Here is a 26,428-nt window from a genome sequence, read left to right as displayed (position 1 = left end):
TTTTTGTTAAGGCCGGAAGTTTGCCGTACGAATCACATAGTTGCCAATTGCCTTTTGGTTTAGGGTATAACCGATGCCCGGGCTATCTGGAACTGCCAATTGACCGGGAGCCATCAACTCTACACCATTTTCCACAATGTCTTCCTCCCAGTAACGGCTGGATGCGGCTGTATCACCTGGGATCGTAAAATTCGGCAAAGAGGTAATCGCAATGTTGTGTGCGCGGCCAACACCAGACTCAATCATGCCTCCGCACCAAACCGGGATGTCGTGTGCCTGACACAAGTCGTGTATGCGTTTGGACTCTGTTAGCCCACCGACCCTCCCCACCTTGATATTAATAATGCCGCAGCTACCTAGCTCTATCGCTTTTCTGGCATCATCCACATTATGAATGCTTTCATCAAGACAGATTGGAGTGGACAGCTCCCTTTGCAGCTTGGCATGATCGATAATGTCGTCATGTGCGAGTGGCTGTTCGATCATCATCAGCCCATATTGATCCAGCTCCTTCATCACATCCAAATGCTCCATTGTATAAGCGGAGTTCGCATCCGCCATCAGCGGGACACCCTCGCCAAAGCGTTCGCGGATCGCTCGAATCACCTCTACGTCAAAGCCCGGCTTGATCTTTACCTTGATCTTCTTGTAGCCCTCACCGAGATGGCGCTCTACTTTTGCCAACACCTGTTCCACTGTTGGTTCAATGCCGATACTGATCCCGACATCGATGACAGATTTCTCTCCTCCTAATGCTTTGGCGAGAGAGATTCCTTTTTGCTTGCTGTAGAGATCCCAGATTGCGCCTTCTAAAGCCGCCTTCGCCATGTTATTGCGGCGAATAGGGGCAAACAGCCGATCCACATCCTCCGGGGTCTCGATCTCACTCGTGAACAGCTTTGGAATCATAAACTTTCCCATCATGTGCCAAGCTGTCTCTGTCGTTTCTTCACTATAATAAGGGGCGGACATCGCCACACTTTCTGCGTGCCCTACCTCTCCCTCTCCATACACACTGACCAGAATGAGTTCCTTGATGGTCGTATATCCAAAGCTCGTTTCAAAACGGAAACGAAGTGGCATGTGTAGTTGCTGCAGTTCAATTCGTTCGATTTTCAATGTACTTCATCCCTTCTGTTCCATATAAATGACAAGCAACATAATGTTGTGGCGAAGCTAATGTAGCGACAGGACGCACTGTTCGGCAAATATCCGTAGCATAAGAGCACCTGGTATGAAACGCACACCCCACTGGGACATTCGCCGGAGAGGGAACATCCCCCGAAAGAACAATTCGCTCCTTCTTCCGAAACGGATTGGCTTTGGGAACTGCTGACATGAGCGCTTCTGTGTATGGATGTAACGGGCGCGTAAACAAATCTTTTTTGCTCGCGATTTCGACGATTCGTCCGAGATACATCACCGCAATTCGGTCGCTGATGTGACGGACGACACCGAGATCGTGTGAAATAAACAGATAGCTCAAGCCTAGACGTTGCTGCAAATCCTGCAGCAGATTCACGATCTGCGCCTGAATGGAGACGTCAAGTGCTGAAACCGGCTCATCTGCTACGATCAATGAAGGTTCCACTGCCAGTGCGCGAGCGATCCCGATCCGCTGTCGCTGTCCTCCGCTAAACTCATGCGGAAAGCGAGTAGCGTATTGAGCATTCAGTCCGACCATTTGAAGCAGTTCTCTTACTTGATCGCGCCTTTCTTTCGCAGACATCTTCGGGTCTTTGACGCCTAACGCTTCCTCCAAAGCTCCTTGCACGGTCATTCGTGGATTTAACGACGCATACGGGTCCTGAAACACAATTTGCATTCGTTTGCGGAGTGGACGAAAACGTGCAGCCGACATATCCGAAATGTTTTGCCCCTCAAATTCAATCGTTCCACCCGTCGGCTCGATGAGTCGCATGATGCTGCGCCCCGTTGTTGACTTGCCACAACCGCTCTCTCCTACCAACCCAAGTGTTTCGCCTTTTCGCAACTGGAAAGAAACCCCATCGACTGCCTTGATCATTTCGTCACTATTGCGAAACAGTCCTTTGCTAATGGGAAAATACGTTTTTAATTCATTTACCGATAACAAGATATCGCTCATACCGCCATCTCCTTGTTCTGGTACAGCCAGCATCGAACGGCCTGTGTACCTGTGCCTGTTGCCATCAGCGGCGGTTTTTCTTGGTGACATCGCTCCTCGGCCTGCGAGCAGCGGAAGCGGAATGCACACCCTTGTGTCACTTCACCCAATAGCGGGACACTGCCTTCAATCGGATCGAGGCGCAGCTTCTCCTCCTCATCCAGATCCGGGATGCATCGCAAAAGCCCAATCGTATACGGATGCTTCGGATTCGAAAACAGACTGGCAACGTCAGCTTCCTCTACGATCTCCCCGTAGTACATCACAAGTACACGATCAGCCATTTCAGCCACGACACCCAAGTCATGCGTAATGAGCAACAGGGAAGTATGATCGGTCTCCTTCAGATCGTTCATCAGTTCCAAAATTTGCGCTTGTATGGTCACATCCAGTGCGGTCGTCGGCTCGTCCGCGATCAATAAATCTGGGTTACAAGCCATCGCCATAGCAATCATGACGCGCTGTTTCATCCCACCTGATAGCTGATGGGGATATTCCCGCATGATGTCTTCTGCCCTCGGCACGCCCACTTTTTTGAGCATCTCAATCGCTTTTGCTTGGCGTTCTTTTTTCGATAAATCGGTATGCAGCCGATACACTTCCTCTAGCTGTTTACCAATCGTATGGACCGGATTGAGTGACGTCATCGGTTCCTGAAAAATCATCGCGATATCCTTGCCGCGAATGTTGCGAAGTTCACTGATACTCAATTGGTTCAATAAGGTATCACGAAACCGAATGCTTCCCTCCATGTGTGCATTCGACCGAGACAAGAGTCCCATAATCGCCAGGGACGTCACGCTTTTTCCACAGCCAGACTCCCCTACCAACGCTACCGTCTCACCTTTTTTCAGTTGAAAAGAAATGCCTTGCAGCGCTGGTAGCTCGCCCTTATCCGTCTTAAACTGCAAGCGTAAATCATTTACTTCCAAGAGTACTTCTTTCATCAGCTCGTGCCCCCTTCATCCATTACCTCGTTTTCGGGTCGAATGCATCCCGTAATCCGTCACCTAACAGATTGAAGCCAAGGACAACCAGCATAATGGCCAATCCAGGAAAAATGGACATCCACCAGGCCTGACTCAAGAATGCCTTGCCGACAAAAACCATGGCTCCCCACTCTGGCATCGGCGGTTGCGCACCCAGTCCGAGAAAGCTCAAGGCCGCTGCCGCCAAAATACTAACACCGAATTGAATGGTGGAAAGCACGATGATCGGGGAGAGAATATTGGGTAGAATATGCTTCAGCAAAATCTGCCAGTCTCTGATCCCCAGAGCGCGAACAGCCTCAATGTACTCTTTTTCCCTGATGGATAAGACCGCAGAGCGAACGACCCGCACATAAGACGGAATAACGGCAATCACTACCGCAATCATGGCGTTCGTTAACCCAGGACCCAAGACCGCAATGACAGCGATCGCCAGAAGCAGTGCGGGAAGTGACATGAGAATATCCATGCCCTGCATGATAAACAGATCCACGCGACGATAATAGCCCGCGATAATACCGAGCGTTACCCCTACCAAGGTAGAAAGCACAACCGTTATCAGACCCATCAGCAAGGAAATTCGCCCCCCGTGCAACAAACGGGAAAAAATATCTCTGCCAAAATCATCTGTTCCGAGAAGATGAGTCAGACTCGGAGCGCTTAATCGGCTGTTAAAGTTCATTTGTTCGACAGGATGAGGGGCAACGACTGGAGCAAGAAGCGATCCCAGTGTAAAGACGAGTAGGATGACCACACCCGCCATTGCTGTCTTATTGCGTCTCAGCCGTTTGCCCATCCCTACCCAATACGACTCCGGACGATTAATGTTCACCATCTATCCGCTCCTTCCTTAGTCGAAATGGATTCTCGGATCAATCCGGCTGTAAATGAGATCCACGATCAAATTGGTTAAGGCAAAAATCAACGCCATGAAAAACACCATGCCTTGTATGGTCGGCATATCCCGTTTACCGATCGCCTCAATCGCTAGGCTGCCGATCCCTTGCAGAGTAAACACAGTTTCCACCACCACAGCCCCAGCCATAAGCGAACCGAACTGTAACCCTATCATCGTGACAACTGGAATAATGGCATTCGGAAGACCGTGGCTCACTATGATTCGGAAAAGCGCCGCCCCCTTGGCCTCGGCTGTCCGCATGTAATCCTGCTTGATGACTTCCAACATACTGGATCGGGTCATTCGGGCGATCATCCCCGCTTCCGCCATACCCAAGGTGATCGCTGGCAGCAGCAGGGAGTGAATCCCCTCATAGCCGGAAATCGGAAACAAGGCCAACTTGTAAGCAAAAACCCAGATGAGAAACAAGGCAATCCAGAAGCCGGGTGCCGAAATACCGAGTAACGAGGTAAGCACCACAAGCCGATCGATGATGGTGTTTTGTTTGACGGCAGCAATGGTGCCTAGCAAGATACCGAATATTGCGGCAATGATTACACTAAGGGTGGCAAGCTGCATGGTGATCGGGAAACGGTTCATAATCTGATCCCAGACCTTTTCGCCAGTGAATAACGATGTTCCCAAATCGCCAGTGAACAGGTTGCCGACAAATCGCATGTATTGCTGCCACAATGGTTGGTCAAGACCAAGTTTCGCTCTCAATTGACTGATGGCCTCTGGTGTTGCAAACTGGCCGAGTATTTGTGTTGCGGGATCGCCCGGAATGAGGTGCACCATCAAGAAGATCAGGACGGATACGCCAAGCAATGTACCCACCAGTGAAAGTATTCTTTTTACGACATATCGGCGCATGCCTTCACCTCCGTTGTCTATTTTTCGAGCGTGACATCATGCAACGTGATACCTTGCGTGTACGGATTGACCGTAAAGCCTTTGACCCCGCGAGTTGCCACAACCGTCTCACTTACCCATAAAGGGACCCACGGCAAATCATTTAGCAAAATCTCTTGTGCATCTTCGTAAATCTTGAGACGCGCCTGCTCATTCATTTCCAAACGTCCTTTGTTCAGTAAAACATCCAACTCAGGGCTGTTGTAATGAGTGCGGCTTGTTGAATTGCTCTTTTCAAAGATGAGGTACAAGATATCAGCGTCAAACCAGCCGTAGTACATCAAAGCCATGTCATACGACGTTTTCGAAATGCGCTCTTTGATGGTCGTCATTTCTTGCACGCTTATTTTCATATCAATACCGGCTTCTTTCAGCTGGCTCTGCAAAATCTGCACCGCTCGCTGAAATGCCGGCTCTTGAGAGACGAGCATTTCTACAGACAACGGCTTTCCGTCCTTATCTACGATGCCATCTCCATTACTGTCCGTCCAGCCTGCTTCCGCTAGCAACTCCTTAGCTTTGCCTAAATCTCTCGTATACAACTGCTTCGCCTTGCTTTCAATCGCTTCACTGTAGCCATAAATCGTGGGTGCCAATGGACCATAGACCGGCTTGCCGAAGCCGTTCAACGCTACCTGAACAAGCGGATCGCGATCTACGGAGAGGGCTACTGCTTTGCGCAGACGGACATCTGAAAACAACGGGTGCTTATTGTTAAAAGCGATGTATTTGTTTCCAACGTCCATCACTTTCTCAATATTGACTCCGGGCAGTGTCTCAAGCTCCGCAACCGAGTTCGGCGGCGCATCATACAACACATGGACCGTACCCTTTTTGAATTCCATCAGTCGCGTATCGTCGTCTTTCATAAGCCGGAACATAATGCTGTCCACCTGCAGAGGACCTTTGTTGGCAGCGTACTCCGGCCCCCATTTATAGTCAGGATTTTTCTTGTAGGTGAGCGAAGCACCCCGCTCGCGTTTGTCAAAGATGATCGGCCCCGTTGCGGATGGGCTATTTGAGAACCCATCCCCTAATTCTTTTGCCTTTTTGGCATCAAGAGGCGAGACTAAACCTCCGACAATGACGTTAACAAAAGGGGCAAACGGTTGGCTAAAATGCACCTTGAGCGTATTCTCGTCGGTTGCTTCCACTTTTTCAATCGGACCTGCAAGTCCCTTCACAGGCGAAATGGCAAGCAAACGGTCAAACGAATCTTTTACGGACACTGCCGTCATTGGATCGCCAGAGTGATAGCGGACATCTTTGCGGAGGATAAATGTCCAAACCTTGCCGTCCTGCGAGATTTCGTACTTCTCGGCCAAACCCGGATGGAGTTTGCCTGTTGCATCGCGGGTCAATAGAGGCTCGTATATTAAACTGTTTTCCATACTCAGCCAGCTCGTTTTGTGCATATCAAGCGAGTCTGGGTCTGTCAAGGAAGCGATGACTAATGTGTTACCTTTGGCCGCTGTGTCATTCCCTACTTGATTGGTTGGCTGTGAGGAGCAGCCTGCAATCAACGCCATTGCCACAAATACACTCATGGCCCCTTGCTTCCACCTGTGAATTTTCATGTCGCATCCCCCTTATCAATTGCCGTTACACTTCGGTCCCTTCCACAAACGGGTATATTTGTCTACTTGTCTCTTCGTATTCTTTCAATCTTTGTTGTACCTGTTCGCCATCAGCCTGAACCACACCACTGATCAAAATATTCAGCATGGAAAAAATCGCCGTCATTCCTTTTAAGGCAGTAGGAGCAGGTGCGCTGACTTTCAAAATCTGATCGGCTACCGGCCCAATCGGAGATAACTCATCGTCTGTAATCCCGATGATTTTGGCGCCTCTCTCTTTGGCTGCTTTTGCAAATAGGATCGTTTCACTCGTATAGCGGGGGAAGGAGAGTGCGATCACGAGCCACTCCTGATTGATCTGGGTCAACAGATAGTTGACGTCATCAACCGGCCCATTGTATAGGTGCGCGTTTCCTCTGACGACATTCAGTGTAAAGGCGAGCCAATGGGCCGGAGCATAGGAGCTACGAAACCCGACGACGAGAATGTGTTTGGCTGCCATAATACTTGAAACCGCTTGCAAAAGATGGTCCTTTTGTAGCTCCCCCAACGTTTGCCGAATATACGCAACATCCTGCTCCATGTTATAAGAAATCAGGTCTTGTTTCCCCTTCATCTCCACAGCCGCTGTACGAAAACTGTGGATGGCATCAGCTTTTGGGACTTTTTCCAATAAGGAGCTGCGAATCTCATTTTGCAATTCACTGTACCCGGAGTAGGCGAGAGCGTAAGATAGCCGGATGATCGTAGTTTCGCTTGTGCCGCTCAAGGCCCCGACAACTTTGGCTGGTTGCAGTGCAACGGTCTTCGGCTCGGCGAGAATGTATTTGGCTGCGAGTTTTTGTTGGTTGGTCAATTCCGGATAATGCTTGCGAATGCGCTCCTGTACGGATTCCATGATCATCTACTTCCTTGTCAATTGATGTAGGTTCCACTCTGTGGCTGGGTCTAACGGATAAATCGGACGAATGGCGCGCTCGTATTTGAAAAAGCGGAAGTTGAGCGTAGTTAATCCTGGTGAATCGACGGTAATAACGCGTGCGCTGATCGGTTCGAATGATGCCCGGAAATGTGTGCTTGATTTCAAGGCCACGATCTTGTATTTGGTCACGTCAATACCGTGCAATAGAAAAATTTGCTCGTCCAGCACTTGCGATTTCACAGAGCAAACCAGTACGTCTACCCCGTCAATTTGCAAGCGAACGGACTTGCCAAAATTTTCATGACCACCTTGCCCCATCGGCGTCGTCGCAATGAATTTTCCATCTGTCAAAGCTTTGACGTAGGCTGTAACTTCAAGTGGTTCTCCATGCAAGTAATCTGTCTTTCCACCAAGTGATAGTTGAATGGTAGCGCCTACCCCAGCCTGATGAGCAATCTGGACCACTTCGGGATCGTAAATAAAACCAAAGCATGCATTTGTCAGCTTGGCTGCAAGCATCGCCCGCAGCAAATGCGTTCCGTCTCCGGGTGTGCCTCCGCCTGGATTATCTGAGGTCTCATTGATTACGATGGGCATCCCTTCCGTTTCCAGTGCCATCGCAATTCCCTCAGCAGGAGCAGGCATGTTCAGCTCGAATTCATCCCGCTTTTCCCAAATAAGACTGGCGACATCCTCGCTCACTTTTTTGGCAAGCTCCTGATCGTTATTCGTAACACTCAAAACGGAGACGCCCAGCTCAGGAATGTCCGTATAGGGAAATCCGTGGAAGAATGCACAGTCGATGACGCCTTCTTCCTTTTCCCACGCCCAGCAGGCTTCGTTTATTTCGCGTGCCGGGGAATGGTGAGTAGCTGATGTCGGAATCAATAGAGGCAATCTGGTCAAATGCATGGTCGGCTTAACCCCTTCCGTAACCATCTTGTGCGCCAGATCGATCGCTTCAATTCCGCGTTCGTAGCAGTCCACATGCGGGTAGAGATGGACACCCAGGAGAGCATCGGCCTCATCCACCATTTTTTGTGTCATGTTGGCATGGAGGTCGAGCGTAACTATTAAAGGAATGTCATAACCGACCAACTGTCGCACTGAAGCCAGAAGTTCGCCCTCCAGATCATCCATTCCCTCTACGACCCCCGCTCCGTGAAGCCCCAGACAAATGGCGTCTGCACCTTCTGTTGCGGCAATGGCGTCAAGAAGCTCTTTTTTTATACGATCATACGCTTCTCGCAAAATCGTGCCCGCTGGATACGTAAAGGTGAGAAAGGTCGGCAACAGCTCGATGCCCAACTCTTCGGCGCGATCCACCATCCCTCCCGGAAAGTTGCGAACGCCTCGATTGCGGTTCACAATCGTTTCATGATGATCCCACTCATAGCTTTGAAACATCTCAAGCGTCGTAGGCACATTGGAAAACGTATTCGTTTCATGCGCAATTCCACCAATGATCACCTTCATTCATAGCCCCTCCATTCGATTTTGAAGTATGAACTTTAATTTTTGATTTTTTTGAAGTTTCAACCTTTGTGGACATTATAAAGGGAATAAAATCATTTATTCAACTGCTAAATCATGAACGTTTTATCGATTCTGCTATACTCGTTGATTCATAAATAAAAGCTCTCCCTAGTACAGGGAGAGCTTCTTTGGTAGCTCGTGCAATTTATGAAGTTTTCCATTTGGCCAATTCAGATGGGAACTTGTCATTCAGCACTTTGATATATGTACCCTTCATCCCTAACGAACGGGATTCCAGCACACCCGCACTTGCCAGCTTGCGAAGAGCGTTCACGATGACAGAACGTGTCAGACCTGCTTGATCTGCCAACTGACTGGCCACCAGCAAACCTTCGCGTGCATCCAATTGCTCCATAATTTTTTCAATCGCGATCTGTTCACTGTAGGACAACGAAGAGAGTGCGATTTTGGCAAATGTTTTGTCGCGCACTTCATTTTCAATCTGTTCTGTGCGCTGACGAACGATTTTCATTCCGATCACGGTAGCACCGATTTCGCCCAAAATCAGATCCTCTGTTTCAAACTGACCGTAAGCACGCAGCAGGACAAGTGTGCCAAGGCGGCTTCCCCCTGCATTGATGGGAACAATCGTCGTCATCATTTGTGGGAAGATCGAATTCAACTCTTTTGGAACCAGGCTATATGGACTGGTAATCGGCTCGTTCGCCAAGGTTTGTGTAACTTCCAGCAGCTTCTGATGTACACCTTCCTGCAACTGCGTGGATGAACGACCGTCTTCTTGAAGGGAAATTTCCTGATTCATTCCACTTCCCAGGATCGAGCCATCTGCGGTAATGATGTAAACATTTGCAGAAATCACTTCAGATAAAAGCCTTGCCAGATCTTGGAAACCCACTCCACTGCCACCCATTGTTTTTTGAAGCATCACATTAATTTTTCTCGTTTTTTCTAACAAATTCATAATAATATCCTCCTCTGGATTCTTCATGCTCACAGTATTGTCAGAAAAATCCAGCCCTAAACATGCAAATCGAAAAATTAAAAAGAAAGTTGTGTACGGGAATTTAGGTAAAAGCCTCGACACCGATTCATAGATCAGTGACTATCCTATAGGGAATTGACTACATCTTGTAGGTGGGGGGAAAATCGATGAGCTTGTTTAACGGTGGCTTTAATGGGATTGCGCTGGTTCTCGTCTTGTTCGTTCTGCTGTCCATTGTAGGGGTTGGGGACGATTAAGACTCCATACAAAAAAAGGCTGACAGAGTGTTCATTTTCACTCCGTCAGGCCTTTTTTATATCATTCTCTAGCGAAGCTGCTGCTTAATGAGCGCTTCAATCGCTTCTGCAATGACATGCGTATGTTTGTTCACGTCTGCATTCGTTAAGCGGAAACGGATATAGCGTTCATCGAGATTAAACGCTTCATCGAATGCTCCCATAAAGCCTCGCGCACGTTTATCCAGTTCCAATAAAACTTCTAATTCGCCATCGCGAAGGTAGAAGACTACTTCGAGCTCCTCCAATTGGCTACGGTATGGCCCTGTCGGACGGAATTCAAATTCCTGTACAAACGGATGATTGCGACCAAGGTGGCGATTGTATTCACAGTCTACTTTGTACAGTTGGAATCCGATCTGTTGAACAGCATCCAACACTTTTGACATTAACGGATGTGGGCGAACCTCGATGAAGTCAGAATCACCCGGATCAATCGCATTTTTAATATCGAGACCTGTCCGCAAGTAAACAGGTTGACGCCCCATCGTCAATGGCGTCTCGTAAGGCAATTGAAAAGCGAATGGCAGAACTGTTTCTTCTTTCGGTTTCAATTGTACCCGCTCAGACAGACGATATTTAACAAGTGTGCATTCTTCCTTCGTCTTGTTATCGTTGACTTCTCTTTCATAGTGTGTGACGACATACATGTAGATTTCGTCGATTTCCTGGGCCACATCTCCTCCCTTGATATGGACCTCACCTCTGACCATATCGCCGGGAATGAGTGAATCCTGCTCAAGACGTGCATCTACTTGCGCAGAACCAATACCTACACTAGCCAACAATTTTTTGAACATGGACATGTGTTCGCCTCTCCTTTATACCGACCCAGACCTACATGATCTGGCTATCAGATATTCTATATTGAAATATACGGCGGAAGAAATAGAAAGTTTCGCGCAATCTTTTGCCAAACATCGTCTGGTATCACATCCGCTGTCACGAACACATGCAGCGTCCTGCTGATCACAACCGTTTTAATTCGCACCTCCACTGTCGTTCGATCAGACAAAATATATTCGCGGCGTCGCAGCATCTCATGCAAGACCTGATGAACCTCCGCAACCTGCTCAACCTTCTTCCCTTTTAACGAGGCGAGATCCTTTTCCACGCGATCGACTACTTGTACGACGATAGTGGCATGAAGCGGCTGCTTCTGATCCGCAGTGAGCACAGAGGCGCGCACGTCTTCAATGACGGTCTCTTGCTTTTTACGATAGACGCGCTGATTTTGCTTCAGTTCCAGATTTTCCTCGTACAGTTTTTTGTTTTGCAGCTCTAAGCTTTTTTTGATCAGCATCATCTGTTCCATTTCGCGTCCGTATGTAAATAAAATCACGGTTCCGCCCAACACGCACCCCATGAGCAAAAGAGCGAGGTAACGTTTCCAAAGAGTCACCTTCATGAGCGCACCTGTACCAGCCAATGCACGCAAATTGTACCGATATGGGCACCCAAGAATGCGACTACGATCATAACGAGCTGTTTAAAGACAGGTGTCAAATTTCCCATCAGTATTTTTTCGATCTGCAAAAACGAATCAAACGTTCCTCCCAATGCCCCAACCAATCCCCATATTTTGAGCTGGTCAGCTAATTGGGCCATGGATAACAGCGGAGGCTTTTCTGTGAGAAATGCGCCCACCCCACCTGAAAGAGCGCCGCCAACCACAATGCCATAAGCCACGAAAAACGTCAAAATGACTTGTGCCATGTTGTACTTCATCCTTTCTTCGAACAAGCAGGGTATGCTTATCCCTACGCTCGTCATCCCGGTTTTATAACAGGACTCGTCAGCGTTCCAAATAAAAAGCGGCATGCTCTATTTGGCAGCATGCCGGATCGATCAGCGTTGGTTCCTTCTCCATTTCTTCAGTTTCTTGTCAATGCGCGGCGAATTCATGATCATGAGATCTGTAAACAAATTAACCATTTTCGGATTGCGCAGCATCTGATTAAAAACGTCCGGATTTTGCTTGAACCATTGCTCATTGGCACGAATCCATTTCTTGAAAGCGTCGTTTGATTTGTAATAATGATTCAGTTGACGAACCGGCCGATATGCACTCATCTTAATCTATCCCTTCGTCAAAAAATATGGAGAGGAGAAAGATGATCACGATGATCCAGATGATCACTTCGAAACCTTCCTCGTTGAAGAAACCAAATCCTCTCACGCCAGATCCCCCCTTCATCCTGCCGCGCTCCTCGCACCATTCCCTACCGCCCATGGTACCTTTCCCTATAGGTATATGTGGTTCCGCGCTTGTTGGATTGGACGCTCGCCTGCCTTCATATCGAATTTGTGTGCTAGCCTACTTTGTTTGTGAAAAACGACTAGATGTTGCATAGGGACAATCCTTTTCCACTCATACTAGAGAGGAATGAATCAAAGAGGAGACGAACATGACAGCCTCTACTGGATCTCTGTTACGCAACAAACCATACTTGCTGTTACTGACGATCGTCTTTTTTATGCACATGGCCTCTTATCTGGTCGTTCCTGTCTTCCCTGTGTTTTTACAAAAGGTACGGGTTCTTTCTCTCTCCCAAGTCGGCATCATTTTGGCAGCGGGAAGCATCACATACCAAATCGGAAGCTTGGCAGGCGGCTTGATATCAGATCGCTGGGGCAGACGCTCCATCCTGGCCTTGGGGGCATTCCTTCAAGGATGTGCCATGGCAGGCTATCACTTCAGCCATTCCTACGGTTTCTTCCTGTTATTTTCCTCTGTCAACGGCTTGGGGTTTGGGCTGATCGCTCCTACCATTAAAGCCATGATCGCGGATGAAGTGGATGAGAGCCAAAGAACGGCTGCCTTCTCGTGGAGAGGGATACTCGCTCATAGCGGGATCATTGTCGCAGGCTTGGTCATTACATGGATGACTTCGGGTGGGAAACAGCCGTTTCTCGTAGCTGCCTTCGTATACGGAGCACTTGCTGTCTTTTCTCGCTTCATCCTTCCCGATGATCGCTGTGTGGGAACAGATTGCAAGCAAACGCCGATCAAGGAGTATCGTCACATCTTGACACATCGCAGCTTTCTGTTCTTTTCCGCGATTTCGCTCCTAATCTGGGCGCTTTACGCTCAATTCGCCATGATCCTGCCACTGCGGGGAGAGCATGTCTTGCATTCCGCTACAATGATTGGCCTCATTTGGACGATCAACTCGCTCAGTGTCGTCGTCTTGCAAGGGTTAATCTCACGCTTTGTTCTACAGCGCATCAATCCGTACTTGTCTGTAACGATGGGAACGATCTTGGTAGGAGCAGGGCTTACGCTCATGGGATGGGCGAACCACTTCCTCACACTGTGCGGGGCTGGGATTCTTTTCATTTTGGGTGAGATGCTGTTCATGCCGATGCTGGACAGCCTCGTCACTCATTTTGCAAAGGAAGAATGGCTGGGTGCGTACTTTGGCTTTTCCAATTTCGTATCTGGTCTTGGGACAGCTCTTGGGACGGGATTGGGTGGAGCGATGGTTGAAAAACTGGGGGGAGTCGGCAGCAGTTATCCGTGGATTGGCTATGGAGTGATTACGCTGTTTTTGACGGCCGTTCTTGGTCTGTTTGCCCTGTACGCAATTCCCCGCTACAAAAACGCTGTACTTGACTCTCCCTTAAAAAATCGCAGAAAGGAAGGTGCCACATGAACGCAAAGGAACACGCACAGCATCAACCCGAAAAGCAATTGGAAGTGCTTAGGCGAGTGCCGCTCACCTCCCTATTCATCCAGTTGGAAGACCATGTATCCTCCCGAATTCGCCAGAAGACAAATTCGACTTGGCAGCCATAAGAAAGGGGTAATTACATGACCAAGCAAAACAAAGATTCATCTGTCCAGCAAAATCGACCAGACGAGCGCAATCGCCAGCCCAAAAACGTTCAAAACGATGCACCGGGCTATGGAGACAAAAAGCTGGAGGGGCCGAATCGGCCTTCCACCTAACCTTCAGGCAAGCCATAAAAAAAGTCATTTTGCTCCTTCATGCAAGGGCAAAATGACTTTTTTATGTTTTATTTACGCAATCGGAACGAGCTTGTACGGTAAGGAATATGCTTCAAGTCTGTCTAAAAACGCTTGGCGAGACTTTTCATCAGGCGCAATCAGTTGGAGATAGCGTGTGAAATAAAACACGATGCGATCGTCTTCGCCCTCTTTCAAGCGATAGTGTGACAGCTGTGCGATGTCCGTCAAGTTATAAAAATATTCGTAGCGCTCCTCTGTAAAAGGCGCTTGAAAGGTCCGGCTGACGACTACACCATTGCTCAGATTTTCCCGCATGTTCTCTTTTGTTGCCCCGAGAAAGCGAAGCAGCTCCCCGGCATGCTTCGCCCCGACCTTTTCCACCAGTATGCTGTCGTTGTACTCCACTTCCAGATCGGTCAAGTTGTTGGAAACAGCTGCTAGCATGGCCATCAATACCTTGCGCACTGCCAGATTCTCCGTAGCGAATTGATTGTCAAACACATTAAATTCAAATGACGTAGCTTCGCCCTGACGCCGTGTATACAATATGATCGCGTTCAAAAGCACTCCTCCGCTTTCTACTCACTCAACGATTTTCTCCAGACTATTTATCTAGGCAAAATAGATTCCCACGTCGCACGGTCCAGCTTGCGAATAACACTGAACAGCAGACGCTTTGCAGCCTCGTAATCCTCGCGATCAATGATCGAAGCATGGCTGTGAATGTAACGGGATGGAATTCCAATAACGGCAGACGGCACTCCCTTGCCATGGTACTGAACGACACCTGCATCCGTTCCGCCTTTTGCCACATAAATCTGATACGGAATGTTCTCCTCTTCGCACGTGGAGATGAGAAGCTCACGCAATCCTACCGGCATGACGTACATCGGATCGTAGATGCGCATCAAAAGTCCACCACCGAGCTTGCCACCATCGTCTCTTACACCTGGTATGTCTGTGGCTGGACTCGCATCCAAAGCCAAGAACAAATCCGGATCAATGGACGCAGCGGCCGTTTTCGCACCGCGCTGCCCGGACAATTCTTCCTGTACAGTGGCCCCGACGTAGACGACATTCGGATGATCGGGGTTTTCGTGCAGCTCTTTTGCGAGCTCCACTGCCAAACTACAACCATAGCGATTATCCCATGCTTTGGCCATCACACGGCGCGGATTGGCCATGACCTGCAACGGGCAAACCGGTACAATTTGCTGGCCAGCACGTATTCCTACCTGTTCGGCTTCCACACTCGAATCAACGCCGATATCAATATACATGTTGCGTACATCCATCGGGCGATTGCGCTGATCGTCGCTCAAGACATGCGGCGGGATCGAGCTGATTACACCTTCGACCGGTCCATTGTCCGTAATAATTTGTACACGTTGCGCAAGCAGGACCTGCCCCCACCAGCCTCCCAACGTCTGAAATGAAATAAATCCTTTATCAGAAATTCGGGTGACCATGAAGCCCACTTCGTCCATGTGACCCGCTACCATAATTTTTGGGCCGTTCTCGTCACCACGCATAACGCCAAAAATACTGCCCAAATTGTCGTACATGAGTTCACTAGTATAGCTGCTTATGTATTCCCGCATAATCTCGCGTACCGGACCTTCGAAACCAGGCGCTCCTGGTGCCTGCGTCAAACGGTTCCACAGTTCAACTTGAAATTTATTTTCCATCGCCAAAAATCCTCCTCGACCCTAGTTTCATGCCTGTTTTCCTTCTCTATTATCCGCGAGGGTGTATTCAGACGCAACTACTCACAAGCAGGAATGCAAGAGCTTGTCCCGAATGAAGAAAAAAACACGAATCGTTTGAGGAGGAAAAAGCAGATGGCAATCACGTTACGAAAGTTGACCGAATTCAGTGAAATTGAGCAATTAGAAGAAATGGAGGGGAAAATATGGGACCCTTCTAGTGCTATTCCCCACCATATGACACTCACCATGCAAAAGTTTGGCGGTTTGTTTTTAGGGGCCTTCGATGACGAGGAAATGATCGGCTTTTTGTACAGCTTCCCAGGCTTCACTAACGGAGAATCCCATCTTTGCTCACACATGCTCGGCTTTTTGCCAGAGTATCGCAAGCAAGGGCTAGGTGTACAAATGAAATGGCTGCAAAAAGAAGAAGCGGCAGCTGCAGGCTATTCCAAAATTACATGGACGTATGATCCGCTTGAAACCGTAAACGGTGTTCTGAACATCGCCAAGCTTGGCGGTATCGTTCGTACTTATTTACCAAACTGCTACGGACAACTCGATGACGACTTCAATCGAGGACTGCCGACAGACCGTTTCCTCGTTGAATGGTTAATCGGTAGTAATCGTGTGGAGTTGCGTCAGTCTGGGAAGAGCTCTACTCCATCTTTCAACCAGGCGCCAGACCTATTGCGTTTAGAACTCAAGGATGGCATTCCACATCCTATCGAAATAGATATGTCATGCGAAGAGCCTATGGTGCTACTGCCTGTCCCTGCCTTCTTCCAGGATGTAAAACGAGCAGATATGAGTGTCGCTTCCTTGTGGCGAGAAATGACGAGCGAATTGTTCACGGCCTATTTTGCTAAAGGATACGTCGTCACGAATGTCCTCCGTGGTCAATCCACCGTTCGTTACGTCTTAGAAAAGCAACCGTTGACTGATATTTTAGGTGCCTCGTCCTCTCTATCCTAGCTAGAATTGCGCGACGGGTGGGCGGTATGTGGTAAAATGGATGTTGCCCAACCCTATACAACAAAGGACGAGAATGAAATGAATCGATCACAATACAATTATGACGTTATCATCATAGGCGGCGGTCCCTCTGGGCTGATGTCCGCTATTGCCGCTTCTGGCCAAGGAGCAAGAGTCTGTCTCGTGGAAAAAGGCTCGAAACTCGGACGCAAGCTCATCATATCTGGCGGCGGTCGCTGCAATGTAACCAATGCCAAGGAACAAGATGAATTAATCAAACAAATGCCGGGAAATGGCCGTTTCATGTACAGTGCTCTCACCCAATTCGGCAACCGAGAGATTATCCAGTTTTTCGAGGAGATGGGTGTCGCGTTAAAAGAAGAAGATCGGGGCCGCATGTTTCCCGTCACAGATAAAGCAGTGACAGTCGCCCAAGCGTTGATTGACTTGTTGAAGAGCAGAGGTGCCACCATACATGTAAATGCCGCTGTAAAAGAAGTTCTCTATTCAGAAGGCAGAGTCGGTGGCATCATGCTCCAATCCGGTGAGAAAATCACCGCGCCTTGTGTGATTATTGCCGTTGGGGGCTGTTCAGTACCACAGACAGGGTCTACAGGCGATGGCTATGCATGGGCGAAAGCAGCCGGGCATACAATCACTGAGCTGTATCCTACGGAAGTACCGCTTACAGCCAATGACTCTTTTATTCGCGATAAATCGATCCAGGGTCTGTCGCTGCGTGATATTACGATGACCTTGTATGCGCCCAATGGGAAAAAGATCAATACGCAGGAAGGCGATATGATCTTCACTCACTTCGGAATATCAGGCCCCGCCTCCCTTCGCATGGGACATTATGTCTCTGTGTCACAACGAAAATACGGAGCGGTTCCTCTTTCTCTGACGATCGATCTCATGCCTGACAAAACGGCAGAGGAAATCACAGGGGAAAGCTGGCAGTTGATTGAGGATCAGCCGAAAAAGGCAGTAAAAAATGCCATCAAAGGCTTCCTTCCCGAACGGATTATTCCGCTCTTGCTTGAGTTGGCAGGGATTTCGGAAGAAACAACCTACAGCCATATGAAGAAACAGGAGTGGAGCAAGTTCACGAGCTTGATCAAATCGTTTCCACTCACCATTACGGGGACGCTCTCTCTTGAAGAAGCATTTATTACAGGTGGCGGTGTAAGCGTAAAAGAGATTGATCCACGCTCCATGAGATCCAAGCTCATGGATGGCTTGTATTTTGCTGGAGAGGTCATGGACGTCCACGCCCATACCGGTGGATACAACATCACCATCGCCTTCTCATCCGGCCATTCTGCGGGTACACATAGTGCGCAGGAAGCATTCGAATTTTTTTACGAGAATGACGTTTAGATCAAGTGGGATTGGGGAAACTATAAATCAGGTTCTCTTTTCATGAAAGAGAAACCAGCACATTACTCCCCCCTAGTTGTAATGTGCTGGTTTAACAACCTTACTCCCTTTATCTTCCTAGATGGAGCATCGCCTGCGTGAGCGATGCTTCTTTTTTTTGCCCAGCAAAAAGCACCTGCTACAAAAGAAGACAAGTCCATCTTTTCATAGCAGGTGCTTTATCATTGATTATTGGTTTATCCGACAAGGCGGAACAAATACGCAAATCCTGCGAACACAAAGGCTAGACCCAACAGAAAAAACGTGTTGGCACGTTGCTTCACTCGCCTTTCGTCTCCTTGAAAATAGGCGTTCATCCGCGATTGCCAACGTTTTGTACGCGGTTGTACCATGACGAGAAGCCCAACTGCCAGTAAGAAGAGAGGAAAGACTATCATCTGGCTCATCCCTTTTTCTTACGACGGAGAAGCCATCGGTTTTCCTCTTCGACTGGTGCGCCTTCGATTACCAGACGGGCCTCCTCGGCAAGCTGATAGGCTTCTGCGAAAGCCAGTTGTCGAAACGATATCTCTGCCTTCGTCAACAACTCATTGACCTGGCGATTTTGGCGGCGATAACGGTTTGTATACTGAATGGCACCCTCTGCCATCTGACAAGTAGTGATGATGCGTTCTGCCATCCGTTCTGTTTCGCTGACCAGATCACTCGCGTCCTGAATCAGCATGGCCACCTCTTCCAGATCATAGCGGTACTGAACCATGATCGTTTGCACGCGGCCCAACGTTTGCACGACTTCTTCAAACATGTATTTCAAGTGATCAGGAATCCCAGGCAAGTAGCTGCGCTTAATTTGCTGACGAACGCGGACTAATGTGTTAGAAATTCGCTCCAGCTCGTCCAGCGCATCGTCTTCCGTTTCGATGACCAAATACGCTTGCTCTTCTTCTTCCTGAATCATTTCTTCCGGTTCAGGCTGACTCTTCGGCATGACCAGTTCATACTCTTCTTCTTCGTACGCAGGCTCCTCAGCTTTGACTACTGGAGCAGGCTTTTGTGCTTTTTTATTGAAAAGCTGGGGAATCGCTTGCAACAGAACGGAACGCTCGGCTTCACTCAGTTCTGAGGATTTTCCTCGCCCCGTTCTCTCTTCAGCCACCTTCGTCTGCTGGAGAGGAAGCGGATTTTCAAGATCTGCTTTGCTGGTGGAATGCTCCGTCTCGCTAGTTGGAGTCGGCTCAGGAGTATGAATTTCCTGCTCCACAGGCGCGGATGTCGCAGCTACTTGCTGTCGTGAATCATCCGGATCAGCCTCTACTACTTCTGCTTTCTTTTCCACCTGCATAAATTCTGCTTCTTCATTACCTTGATTCACTTCTGTTGGCGGCTCAACGTCTACATGTATCGTCGCTGCTGCTTCATCACTAGCAAGAACGCCATCTTCTATAGCTTGATAAGTCGTATCAATGAGCACTTCGAACGCCTTGACATGGGTCAGAACCATTTCCAGGCTGCCCTCTTCCAAAGCACTTTTCGCGGACGTGACCAATTGCTTCGCCTGCAAGAGAGCATTGTCCATGGAATCCTGTTTTAAATCAAAGCCGTCACGAACGGCCTGCTCAATTCCTTCTTCCAGATGCTTAAATTCTTCCGGCATTTCTTTTTTCACGCGTTGCACAAGCTTTGGAATGAGTTCCATCGCTTGTCCTACCTGCTCCAGCACTTGCTGCGCTTTTTGTGTGGTTTCGTACGCCGCAATGTCGTCCCCTGCCGCCCGCGCAGTTTTTACGAGTTTTCGCATCGTGTCTACTTCATCGAGCGATGCTTTCAGCTCATGGAAAGACAAACCGTACTCCAGACGCAAATCGGACAAGCGTCGTTCCATCTGCTCCACTTGCTTTCCGATCTCAGGAACAACAACCTTGTTTTCTTGTTTGGTTACTGCCACTTTGGAAGTGTCCGTTTTTAGCTCATTCAGCTCTTCCTCAATTTTCGAAATGGCCTCTCTCGCCTCATTCAGCATGCCAAGCGCCAGCGTAAAGCGGAAGCGATCGCAAGCCTCTTCAGCATCGAGAATCATCATTTCCACATCAGGGATGCGAATACGCAACAGATTTTCTTTTTTGTCAGCCAAGTGGTGGTAACGTACTTCTGTCATGCCGCTGGAACGGCGAAGCGGTTTTTCCACCTCGATGACACTGATCTTCTCAACGAGTTCTTCCTTCCAATCCTCTACATCATCTACTTGGGCAAAAATAGCCCGGCGTCTGATCATCGCATAAATCAAGCTGATCGATAGCCCTGCAAATACCGCTCCCACCAAATAGATCCACCATGGAATGCCACCGAGAGCGCCACTGCTTTCGCTCTCTCCCGCTTTACTAGCGTCGGTCGCACCCGGTTTTGCTGCTGCTTGCTTGCTTTCTATACGACTAAGCTCTTGGTTTACGTCCGTAATTAGCGTCTGAATCCCGGTCAAATACTGCTTTTGTGTTTTGAATGGTTCATAGAAAGACACGATCTTGTCATGCAGCAATGCCATCGTGGCACCTTTTGCCTGCAAAGCAGGGCCGGCATAAATCCCCAACTGCTCGGTGTTTATGTCGAGTACGATCATCAAGGCATCGTCGGCCAAATTGTAATTGTCAAACAGCTTTTGCGCGTAGATATCAGGAGATTCAGCTTCCGGTGCAGTGCTTTCCACTACAACGACTTTGTAGCTGCCTGGTATGCCGTTCAATGAATTTGCAAAGGCTGTCCTGTCTTCTTTTTTCAAATAGTTGTCAGCGTCCTGAACAACTTCCTCTTTTTTATCTGGAAACGGCGTCGCATAGGCCGGATTCGTATATAACAACATGCCTGCCAGACAGAGCATGAATAATTTTCGTTTCACTTGTCATACATCCCCTTACTAGAATCATTCATTGGGAGAAGGCCACGCCTAAGCGGGCAGCAAAGAACCTCGCAGATAACACATGATCGAGGTTTGCAGCCATTGGACGAACTCCTCGGAAGATGGCTCCAGATCATAGACCTGGCGAACCATTTGTGGTTGCAAAAATGGATATATCATCTGGCTCGTCATAGCCAGCACTGTACGATCAATAGAAATGGGCAAAAACTCGCCCGAGATGACACCGCCCTCGATCACACGCGAAAGCCCGTGCTTCCATCGGCTCATATATAGCGTCATCACTTCACGTGCAAGCATGGATTCTACGCTCAGCTCACGGTGAATCAAACGCGTGATAGGCGCATGCTCACATTGAAATCGCAAATACAGCTGCACAATTTGTTCCAGTCGTTGATAGGCAGGGATGTTTTCCTGCTCGTTTTCCAGTTCTTCCAAAAGGCGAAACAACGTCTCAAAGTAAGAAGCAATCAGCGTCTCCAGGACTCCTTGCTTCCCTTCAAAGTGATAGGAAATCAGCGCGGAATTTACTTGAGCAACAGAGGCAATTTGTCTTACGGAGGTCCCTTTGTAGCCATGAACATCAAAAAGCTTCGCAGCTGCGGACAAAATACGCATTTTCGTCTGATCCATCAGGCATCTTTCCCATTGTACAGATTATTCGACGAAAAAAGATAGTCTTGTTGTATGTTCGACAATGTTTTCCGGTATTCCTTCTCACAATGCTGATTCCATCGAAAAAAACCGCTCTCGCATAGATTTTCATCCACATAAGAAGTACGTAAAAAGCATCGAACAAGTTACCTCAACTTTGCAATTTTCCCTGACAGAAAAAAAAGACGCTCCTTGTCTGTTTTGCAAGAGGAACGTCTCACCTGATTACTCTTACTCCTTATTTGCTTTTTTCCGTTGGAGCTGTGATGGGGACCACAGCTCCATATTGCTGCAAATACGTTTCTACTTGCGTATGCTCTTTTACGCGCTGATCGTTCAAATCGTACGAAGATCGAATCGACATCGTCATGTTCGTGGGGAGCATCGTTTTTTTGTTGTAGTGAATCGTGTACTCTGCCTCCACTTCCATCTGGTTCACGAGCTCGCTTATATCCACCTTATTCTTGGATTGAATCGTGGGTCCAGAACGGTGTGCAGGCGTTCCTCTCCAATTGCCTTCAGAGAGTGACATTGCTATCTTTAGCTTCGGTATGTAGGGTTTCTCTCGCCCTGCTATCGATTGGACTCTTGCTCCCGACTTTGTTTGTTCTTGCATTTGGGCAACAAGCCAGCTCTTTAGTTTGGCAGAATCCAATACGACTCCGAGCGCTTCAAAATCGTCTTTTGGATTCTCATCAGGCAGCATCCGGACGTTTCTTTTCATTTCGTCGATTTGCTGAAAGGAGGCGATGGGATTCCAGTTGTTCATTTCTTGATGCAAGGCCGGACTATCCCCCGCGACATGTTTCCAGCTTTCGTTTTGTCCATGCTTGGTATACAGCTTGTCCCCTTGTCGCAGCAAGGATAAGTTGTCCACTCTGTTTTCTTCTGGGACTGAGAGCTTCACGTTCATGTAAACAGCCTCTCCATCTTTTCTGCCCGAAAAGTTAACCAGGTTCGCATTGGCACTATTCGCCGTCAACAGCTTGGTTTGCCCGTAGAAGGCATACGATTTCTGCCCATCAAACTTGTCACGTACCTGCTCAAACGTTGTATTCGCATCCTGCTTCACACTCATTTGATTACAGCCACCTACAACAACTGTACACACAAGAGCCATCACGCAAATGGTCCAATACTTCTGCATAGATGCTTCCCTCCCTCGGCTACCCTGGTTCAGCCTCATGTAGCGTCCCAGGGTAATAGTCCCTTTTAGCGTTTCCGGGGAGGAATAGGCTTATTCTACTTGCAAGCCTCTCTTGTACGATCAGGTTTTACAGGTGGTAATACAAGATGCGATCCTGCTCTCTCACTTCAATCTGATGGAGAATCATTAACAAATCGATGTGCCCCAAAGTCTCGGATAGCGTCAATGGCAATTCTTTTTGGTACAAGGTCGGAAAAAGGAAAGCATTCAGTTCAAAAGCAGTCTTTTCTCCATCTGCAAGAAGCCTGCGGAGCGTATCTGTTCTCTCCCAGTTCTTTTGCAGACGAGTGAGTATGAGCTCTCGATGGTTGTAAACCGGTTCACCGTGTCCGCTGAGGACTTGCTCGATCTCCATGTCCGCACACATTTGCAACGCTGTACGGTATTGGATCAAGGTCAGTGGTCTTGTACTCGAGCGATTCCGGGGTGGTTCAATGAAGGCATTGGATGAAATTCGCTTGATGATATGGTCTCCACCAATCATGACTTGATCCTTTTCCCGATACAACGACAGATGGCTTTGGCTATGTCCCGGCGTATACAGTACCTGCCAGTCCTCCAAGTACGGTACCTTTTGCTCATGCTTCAGGTGGAAGTCAATCTGACTTGGCGCAGAAAACTTCTTCATCAGCTTGTGAAATTTCGAGATAATGACCATCATCTTTTCTGGTACACCGCTCTGGATGTACAACTCTTCAAAAAACTGATCATGAAAAATCATAAACTGCTCATCCTGCTGTACATAAGGTGTTGCCTGCGGATGGGCAAACGTTTTCGCTCCTGATCGTTCCCGTACTTTTTCTAACTGACCGCAATGATCCACATGATGATGCGTCAGTATGACTTGATCGATATCTTCCACGCTTACGCCAATCGATTCTAAGCCATCTGTCAAGGCTGCCCACGCATCGTCGGTCAATGGGCCCACATCAATCAAGGTCAAGCGCTCCCCTTTTAGCAAGTAGACGTTTACTGCCCCCACATCAAAAGGTGTGGGTATTTCCAGACAAAAAATATCAGGTGCTACTTGGGTCGCGATCGTTTGCTTGCCATCGTTCGTTGCCATTTTTTATCTACCCCTCAAGTTTTTTGCCTTTTTTTCCGAAAAGAGAAAAGAGCCATTGTTTTGGCTCTAGGCGAGAACAACTTGATTTCTACCTGAATTTTTGGCTTCATACAAAGCAACATCTGCTTGATGGAACAGCGCTTCTACACTCAGGTCTACATCCATATCCCTGTTCCATTTCGCTAGTCCGCACGAGATCGTGACCTGTGGGGACGTCTCTTGCTCGACGCATTCCCGTATGCGCTCTGCCACGGAATGCGCGGTGTTTTTGTCCACACGCGGCAAATAAACAGCGAGTTCCTCTCCGCCCCATCTTGCCGCAATATCACTGTCTCGGATGCTATGTCGAATCAGATTGGCGACTTGAATCAGTACCTCGTCCCCTACCTGATGGCCAAATGTATCATTCACCGTTTTAAAATAATCAATATCGATCAAGATCAACGAGCCGTAGTTGTCTTTTTGTAATGATCCTCTCACTCGTTCATTCAAATACCTTCTCGTGTATAGGCCTGTCAAATTATCCGTAATGACCATCCGTTCCATTTCATTATGCAGGACCGCGTTGGTCATTGCCAAGCTCGCGTGCTGGCCAAATATTTCGAGGAGTTTGTAGTCGTCAAAACTAAAAAAATGATACCGGGAATCTGCGACTAAAAGTACCCCGCTAATTTCACCCTCGACAACGAGCGGAACACCCATGAAGGAACAACATGAAAAGAGCGAGAAAGGAAGCGGTCCCGCCCCTGGTTGAGCTAGTAACAATGCCTGCTTGTTTTGTAAGATTTGCTGAAATGGCTTTTCTGTAGCATCGATCGCCATGCCATTGAACGCTGGAATGGAGGAAGAGAGCACATCGAAGCAATCCTCTCCTGGCGTTTTTCGCAAAATAGCACAAAACTCTGCATCAAAGGTAGCCCGCATCATCGTCGTAACAAAATCAAGAATTTCCTTTAAATCAAGACTTCTGTTCAACTGACGTGCCATCTCGTTAATCAAACGTAATTCTCGAATCAAATTGCGCGATTGCTGATAGAGCTGGGCGTTTTCAAACGCAGTGCCAGCAGTATCCGCCAAGATCGAGATGTAATCCTTTTCATGCTGATTCAAGGTGATTCGCTGATCGGACGACACTTGCAAAACTCCGTAAATGCCTTGCTTGCCCAAGAGTGGCGCTGCGATCACCGTCACCTGCTGCTCCCCTTCTCCCACTTCTTCGGCAATGAGACGCCCTTCCAAATAGGCCTTGGTACTGGTAGACGGCTCTACTTCTTGAAAAGAAAGCTGTTTGACCGGGGTGGTTGCATTGGGTTCAACCGTCAGGAAAAGCTCTGCCGACAAGTACGGATAAAGGCTGGGAATGCTCGTCACGATTTCATGTAACACATCATTCACATCAATCGAGGCCTGAATCTTTGACATCAACTGATACAACAAATCTTTTTTGCCCGCTTCACGACGCAGGTCGTCCGACATGATCGAACGCCAAAGCGCACAGCTTGCCTTTGCGCCTACTTCCTGCAAAAAAGCAACATCCCGTTCATCGTACACGCAATCTGTCTCTTCAGGTGGCAGATGCAAAAACAGGGCGTAGAGCGGCGTTTGGTTCAAGGAGACAGGAACGACGACAAGCCTGTGGTCATCCAAAATGGAAGGCATGATTTGCGTCGTACCGAATCTCGAGACCAGTTGGGCTATGTGGGATTGTCCAGCTTCGGCCTCCTGCGTTGTTACACTCTCCTGCGGAATCAACGTGGCGTTGTCCGCGAGCTTAACAGCCGAACAATAGCCTTTTTGGATAATGTCACTGATCTGACCCGTCAAGCTTTGCAGCAGTTCTTTGGTCGTATCATGCAGCGTCAAATCCATGACAATCTGGCTTGTGACGTGTTGAATATAAGCATCATATCCCATGCGAATCAACGGCTCTAGCCCGCGCATATAGGATGACAAATCGAATGGAATTTGGTCATTGGGCGCTATGATCCCAATGACAGCACGAACCCTTCCATCGTCTTCACACAAAGGAAAGGCTCCACACACGTTGTTTGTTTCACTTCTCGTATTGACCACAATCTCTTTGGAAGAAAGTGCCTCCAAAATAAAATCAAAGACTTTGCCAATCGATACATCGTGTTGCAGGGTAAGCCCTTGAGAATTCCGAGATGGACCAACCTGCATTTCCATGAAGTTGATTACGCGGCCCCCGGAATCTGTCAAGAAAAGGATGCCTGGGCGCTTTTCCGGCCAAGATTGTAAGATAAAATGGGCCGTGTAGGAAAAGACCGTCTTTAACTTCCCCAACATTTTACTTGACACGAGAAACTCCCTCTCTCAGCA

Annotated in this window: 27 protein-coding genes; 6 read left to right on the top strand and 21 right to left on the bottom strand. The window is 48.3% G+C overall.

Annotated elements, in window-relative coordinates; all coding sequences use genetic code 11:
* Positions 1-6: 6 nt before the first annotated feature.
* From menC to codY, 9 genes are all read right to left on the bottom strand, one after another.
* Entirely contained in the window at positions 7-1,119 is a 1,113-nt protein-coding gene (gene menC, locus C7R93_RS07585; protein ID WP_106838243.1) for an o-succinylbenzoate synthase, read from the bottom strand.
* On the bottom strand, positions 1,100-2,107 hold the full coding sequence (locus C7R93_RS07580) for an ABC transporter ATP-binding protein (RefSeq protein WP_106838242.1): 1,008 nt from the start codon (positions 2,105-2,107) through the stop codon (positions 1,100-1,102). Before C7R93_RS07580 ends, menC begins: the two co-directional genes overlap by 20 nt.
* The gene (locus C7R93_RS07575) at positions 2,104-3,093 is read right to left on the bottom strand and encodes an ABC transporter ATP-binding protein (RefSeq protein ID WP_106838241.1); all 990 of its coding nucleotides are present in this window, start codon (positions 3,091-3,093) and stop codon (positions 2,104-2,106) included. Before C7R93_RS07575 ends, C7R93_RS07580 begins: the two co-directional genes overlap by 4 nt.
* A 22-nt stretch (positions 3,094-3,115) precedes the next feature.
* On the bottom strand, positions 3,116-3,970 hold the full coding sequence (locus tag C7R93_RS07570) for an ABC transporter permease (RefSeq protein WP_106838240.1): 855 nt from the start codon (positions 3,968-3,970) through the stop codon (positions 3,116-3,118).
* Between the two features lie 15 nt (positions 3,971-3,985).
* The gene (locus tag C7R93_RS07565) at positions 3,986-4,906 is read right to left on the bottom strand and encodes an ABC transporter permease (protein WP_106838239.1); all 921 of its coding nucleotides are present in this window, start codon (positions 4,904-4,906) and stop codon (positions 3,986-3,988) included.
* Between the two features lie 17 nt (positions 4,907-4,923).
* Complete coding sequence (locus tag C7R93_RS07560; RefSeq protein ID WP_106838238.1) at positions 4,924-6,522, bottom strand: ABC transporter substrate-binding protein; 1,599 nt, start codon at positions 6,520-6,522, stop codon at positions 4,924-4,926.
* A 25-nt stretch (positions 6,523-6,547) separates the two neighbouring features.
* Complete coding sequence (locus tag C7R93_RS07555; RefSeq protein WP_106838237.1) at positions 6,548-7,426, bottom strand: MurR/RpiR family transcriptional regulator; 879 nt, start codon at positions 7,424-7,426, stop codon at positions 6,548-6,550.
* On the bottom strand, positions 7,427-8,920 hold the full coding sequence (locus C7R93_RS07550; protein WP_106838236.1) for a M81 family metallopeptidase: 1,494 nt from the start codon (positions 8,918-8,920) through the stop codon (positions 7,427-7,429).
* 205 nt (positions 8,921-9,125) lie between these two features.
* Positions 9,126-9,902: a GTP-sensing pleiotropic transcriptional regulator CodY gene (gene codY, locus C7R93_RS07545; protein WP_106838235.1), complete on the bottom strand. Its 777-nt coding sequence runs from the start codon at positions 9,900-9,902 to the stop codon at positions 9,126-9,128.
* Positions 9,903-10,090: 188 nt separating this feature from the next.
* Between codY and C7R93_RS07540 the strand changes: the two genes are divergently transcribed.
* On the top strand, positions 10,091-10,180 hold the full coding sequence (locus tag C7R93_RS07540; protein WP_106838234.1) for a sporulation protein YjcZ: 90 nt from the start codon (positions 10,091-10,093) through the stop codon (positions 10,178-10,180).
* A 68-nt stretch (positions 10,181-10,248) separates the two neighbouring features.
* Here C7R93_RS07540 and C7R93_RS07535 read toward each other — a convergent pair whose 3' ends face one another.
* The 4 genes from C7R93_RS07535 to C7R93_RS07520 form a co-directional block, all read right to left on the bottom strand.
* Positions 10,249-11,025: a sporulation protein gene (locus C7R93_RS07535; RefSeq protein WP_106838233.1), complete on the bottom strand. Its 777-nt coding sequence runs from the start codon at positions 11,023-11,025 to the stop codon at positions 10,249-10,251.
* Positions 11,026-11,081: 56 nt separating this feature from the next.
* Positions 11,082-11,627, bottom strand: coding sequence for a sporulation membrane protein YtrI (locus C7R93_RS07530; protein ID WP_106838232.1), 546 nt, complete (start codon positions 11,625-11,627; stop codon positions 11,082-11,084).
* Positions 11,624-11,935, bottom strand: a complete 312-nt coding sequence (locus C7R93_RS07525) for a YtrH family sporulation protein (protein ID WP_007720892.1) — start codon at positions 11,933-11,935, stop codon at positions 11,624-11,626. Before C7R93_RS07525 ends, C7R93_RS07530 begins: the two co-directional genes overlap by 4 nt.
* Before the next feature lie 132 nt (positions 11,936-12,067).
* Positions 12,068-12,292 (bottom strand): hypothetical protein, encoded by a 225-nt coding sequence (locus C7R93_RS07520; RefSeq protein ID WP_106838231.1) that lies wholly within the window; start codon positions 12,290-12,292, stop codon positions 12,068-12,070.
* 335 nt (positions 12,293-12,627) lie between these two features.
* Here C7R93_RS07520 and C7R93_RS07510 point away from each other — a divergent pair, with 335 nt between their 5' ends.
* Genes C7R93_RS07510 through C7R93_RS30205 form a run of 3 tightly spaced genes read left to right on the top strand, consistent with a single transcriptional unit; the run spans position 12,628 to position 14,171 of the window.
* Positions 12,628-13,875 (top strand): MFS transporter, encoded by a 1,248-nt coding sequence (locus tag C7R93_RS07510; RefSeq protein WP_106838229.1) that lies wholly within the window; start codon positions 12,628-12,630, stop codon positions 13,873-13,875.
* Complete coding sequence (locus tag C7R93_RS30210; protein WP_167402442.1) at positions 13,872-14,018, top strand: hypothetical protein; 147 nt, start codon at positions 13,872-13,874, stop codon at positions 14,016-14,018. Before C7R93_RS07510 ends, C7R93_RS30210 begins: the two co-directional genes overlap by 4 nt.
* 15 nt (positions 14,019-14,033) lie before the next feature.
* A complete protein-coding gene (locus C7R93_RS30205; RefSeq protein ID WP_167402441.1) occupies positions 14,034-14,171 on the top strand; it encodes a hypothetical protein in 138 nt (45 codons plus the stop codon).
* 72 nt (positions 14,172-14,243) lie between these two features.
* Here C7R93_RS30205 and C7R93_RS07505 read toward each other — a convergent pair whose 3' ends face one another.
* Positions 14,244-14,759 carry a hypothetical protein gene (locus tag C7R93_RS07505; protein WP_106838228.1) on the bottom strand — a complete coding sequence of 172 codons (516 nt, stop codon included), beginning with the start codon at positions 14,757-14,759 and terminating at the stop codon, positions 14,244-14,246.
* 41 nt (positions 14,760-14,800) lie between these two features.
* Positions 14,801-15,880: a M42 family metallopeptidase gene (locus tag C7R93_RS07500; RefSeq protein WP_106838227.1), complete on the bottom strand. Its 1,080-nt coding sequence runs from the start codon at positions 15,878-15,880 to the stop codon at positions 14,801-14,803.
* Between the two features lie 153 nt (positions 15,881-16,033).
* On the opposite strand from C7R93_RS07500, the gene C7R93_RS07495 reads away from it, so the two are divergent.
* Positions 16,034-16,873, top strand: a complete 840-nt coding sequence (locus C7R93_RS07495) for a GNAT family N-acetyltransferase (RefSeq protein ID WP_106838226.1) — start codon at positions 16,034-16,036, stop codon at positions 16,871-16,873.
* Between the two features lie 78 nt (positions 16,874-16,951).
* Positions 16,952-18,253 (top strand): BaiN/RdsA family NAD(P)/FAD-dependent oxidoreductase, encoded by a 1,302-nt coding sequence (locus tag C7R93_RS07490; protein WP_167402440.1) that lies wholly within the window; start codon positions 16,952-16,954, stop codon positions 18,251-18,253.
* 236 nt (positions 18,254-18,489) lie between these two features.
* On the opposite strand, the gene C7R93_RS07485 is transcribed toward C7R93_RS07490, so the two are convergent.
* The 6 genes from C7R93_RS07485 to C7R93_RS07455 all read right to left on the bottom strand — a co-directional run bounded on the left by C7R93_RS07485 (position 18,490) and on the right by C7R93_RS07455 (position 26,395).
* On the bottom strand, positions 18,490-18,699 hold the full coding sequence (locus tag C7R93_RS07485) for a hypothetical protein (RefSeq protein WP_106838224.1): 210 nt from the start codon (positions 18,697-18,699) through the stop codon (positions 18,490-18,492).
* Positions 18,696-21,143: a septation ring formation regulator EzrA gene (locus tag C7R93_RS07480; RefSeq protein WP_106838223.1), complete on the bottom strand. Its 2,448-nt coding sequence runs from the start codon at positions 21,141-21,143 to the stop codon at positions 18,696-18,698. The genes C7R93_RS07485 and C7R93_RS07480 overlap by 4 nt, the downstream gene beginning before the upstream one ends.
* A gap of 48 nt (positions 21,144-21,191) precedes the next feature.
* The gene (gene refZ / locus C7R93_RS07475; protein WP_106838222.1) at positions 21,192-21,794 is read right to left on the bottom strand and encodes a forespore capture DNA-binding protein RefZ; all 603 of its coding nucleotides are present in this window, start codon (positions 21,792-21,794) and stop codon (positions 21,192-21,194) included.
* Between the two features lie 259 nt (positions 21,795-22,053).
* Positions 22,054-22,962: a hypothetical protein gene (locus C7R93_RS07465; protein ID WP_106838221.1), complete on the bottom strand. Its 909-nt coding sequence runs from the start codon at positions 22,960-22,962 to the stop codon at positions 22,054-22,056.
* Positions 22,963-23,089: 127 nt separating this feature from the next.
* Complete coding sequence (locus tag C7R93_RS07460; RefSeq protein ID WP_106838220.1) at positions 23,090-24,088, bottom strand: MBL fold metallo-hydrolase; 999 nt, start codon at positions 24,086-24,088, stop codon at positions 23,090-23,092.
* Positions 24,089-24,154: 66 nt separating this feature from the next.
* On the bottom strand, positions 24,155-26,395 hold the full coding sequence (locus tag C7R93_RS07455) for a sensor domain-containing diguanylate cyclase (RefSeq protein ID WP_106838219.1): 2,241 nt from the start codon (positions 26,393-26,395) through the stop codon (positions 24,155-24,157).
* Positions 26,396-26,428: the final 33 nt, after the last annotated feature.

Origin of the sequence: Brevibacillus fortis (assembly GCF_003013395.1) — a bacterium.
In the GTDB taxonomy this organism is placed as follows: domain Bacteria; phylum Bacillota; class Bacilli; order Brevibacillales; family Brevibacillaceae; genus Brevibacillus; species Brevibacillus fortis.
The sequence above is the reverse complement of the archived record's forward strand: the minus strand, read 5'-3'. Positions and strand labels throughout refer to the sequence as shown.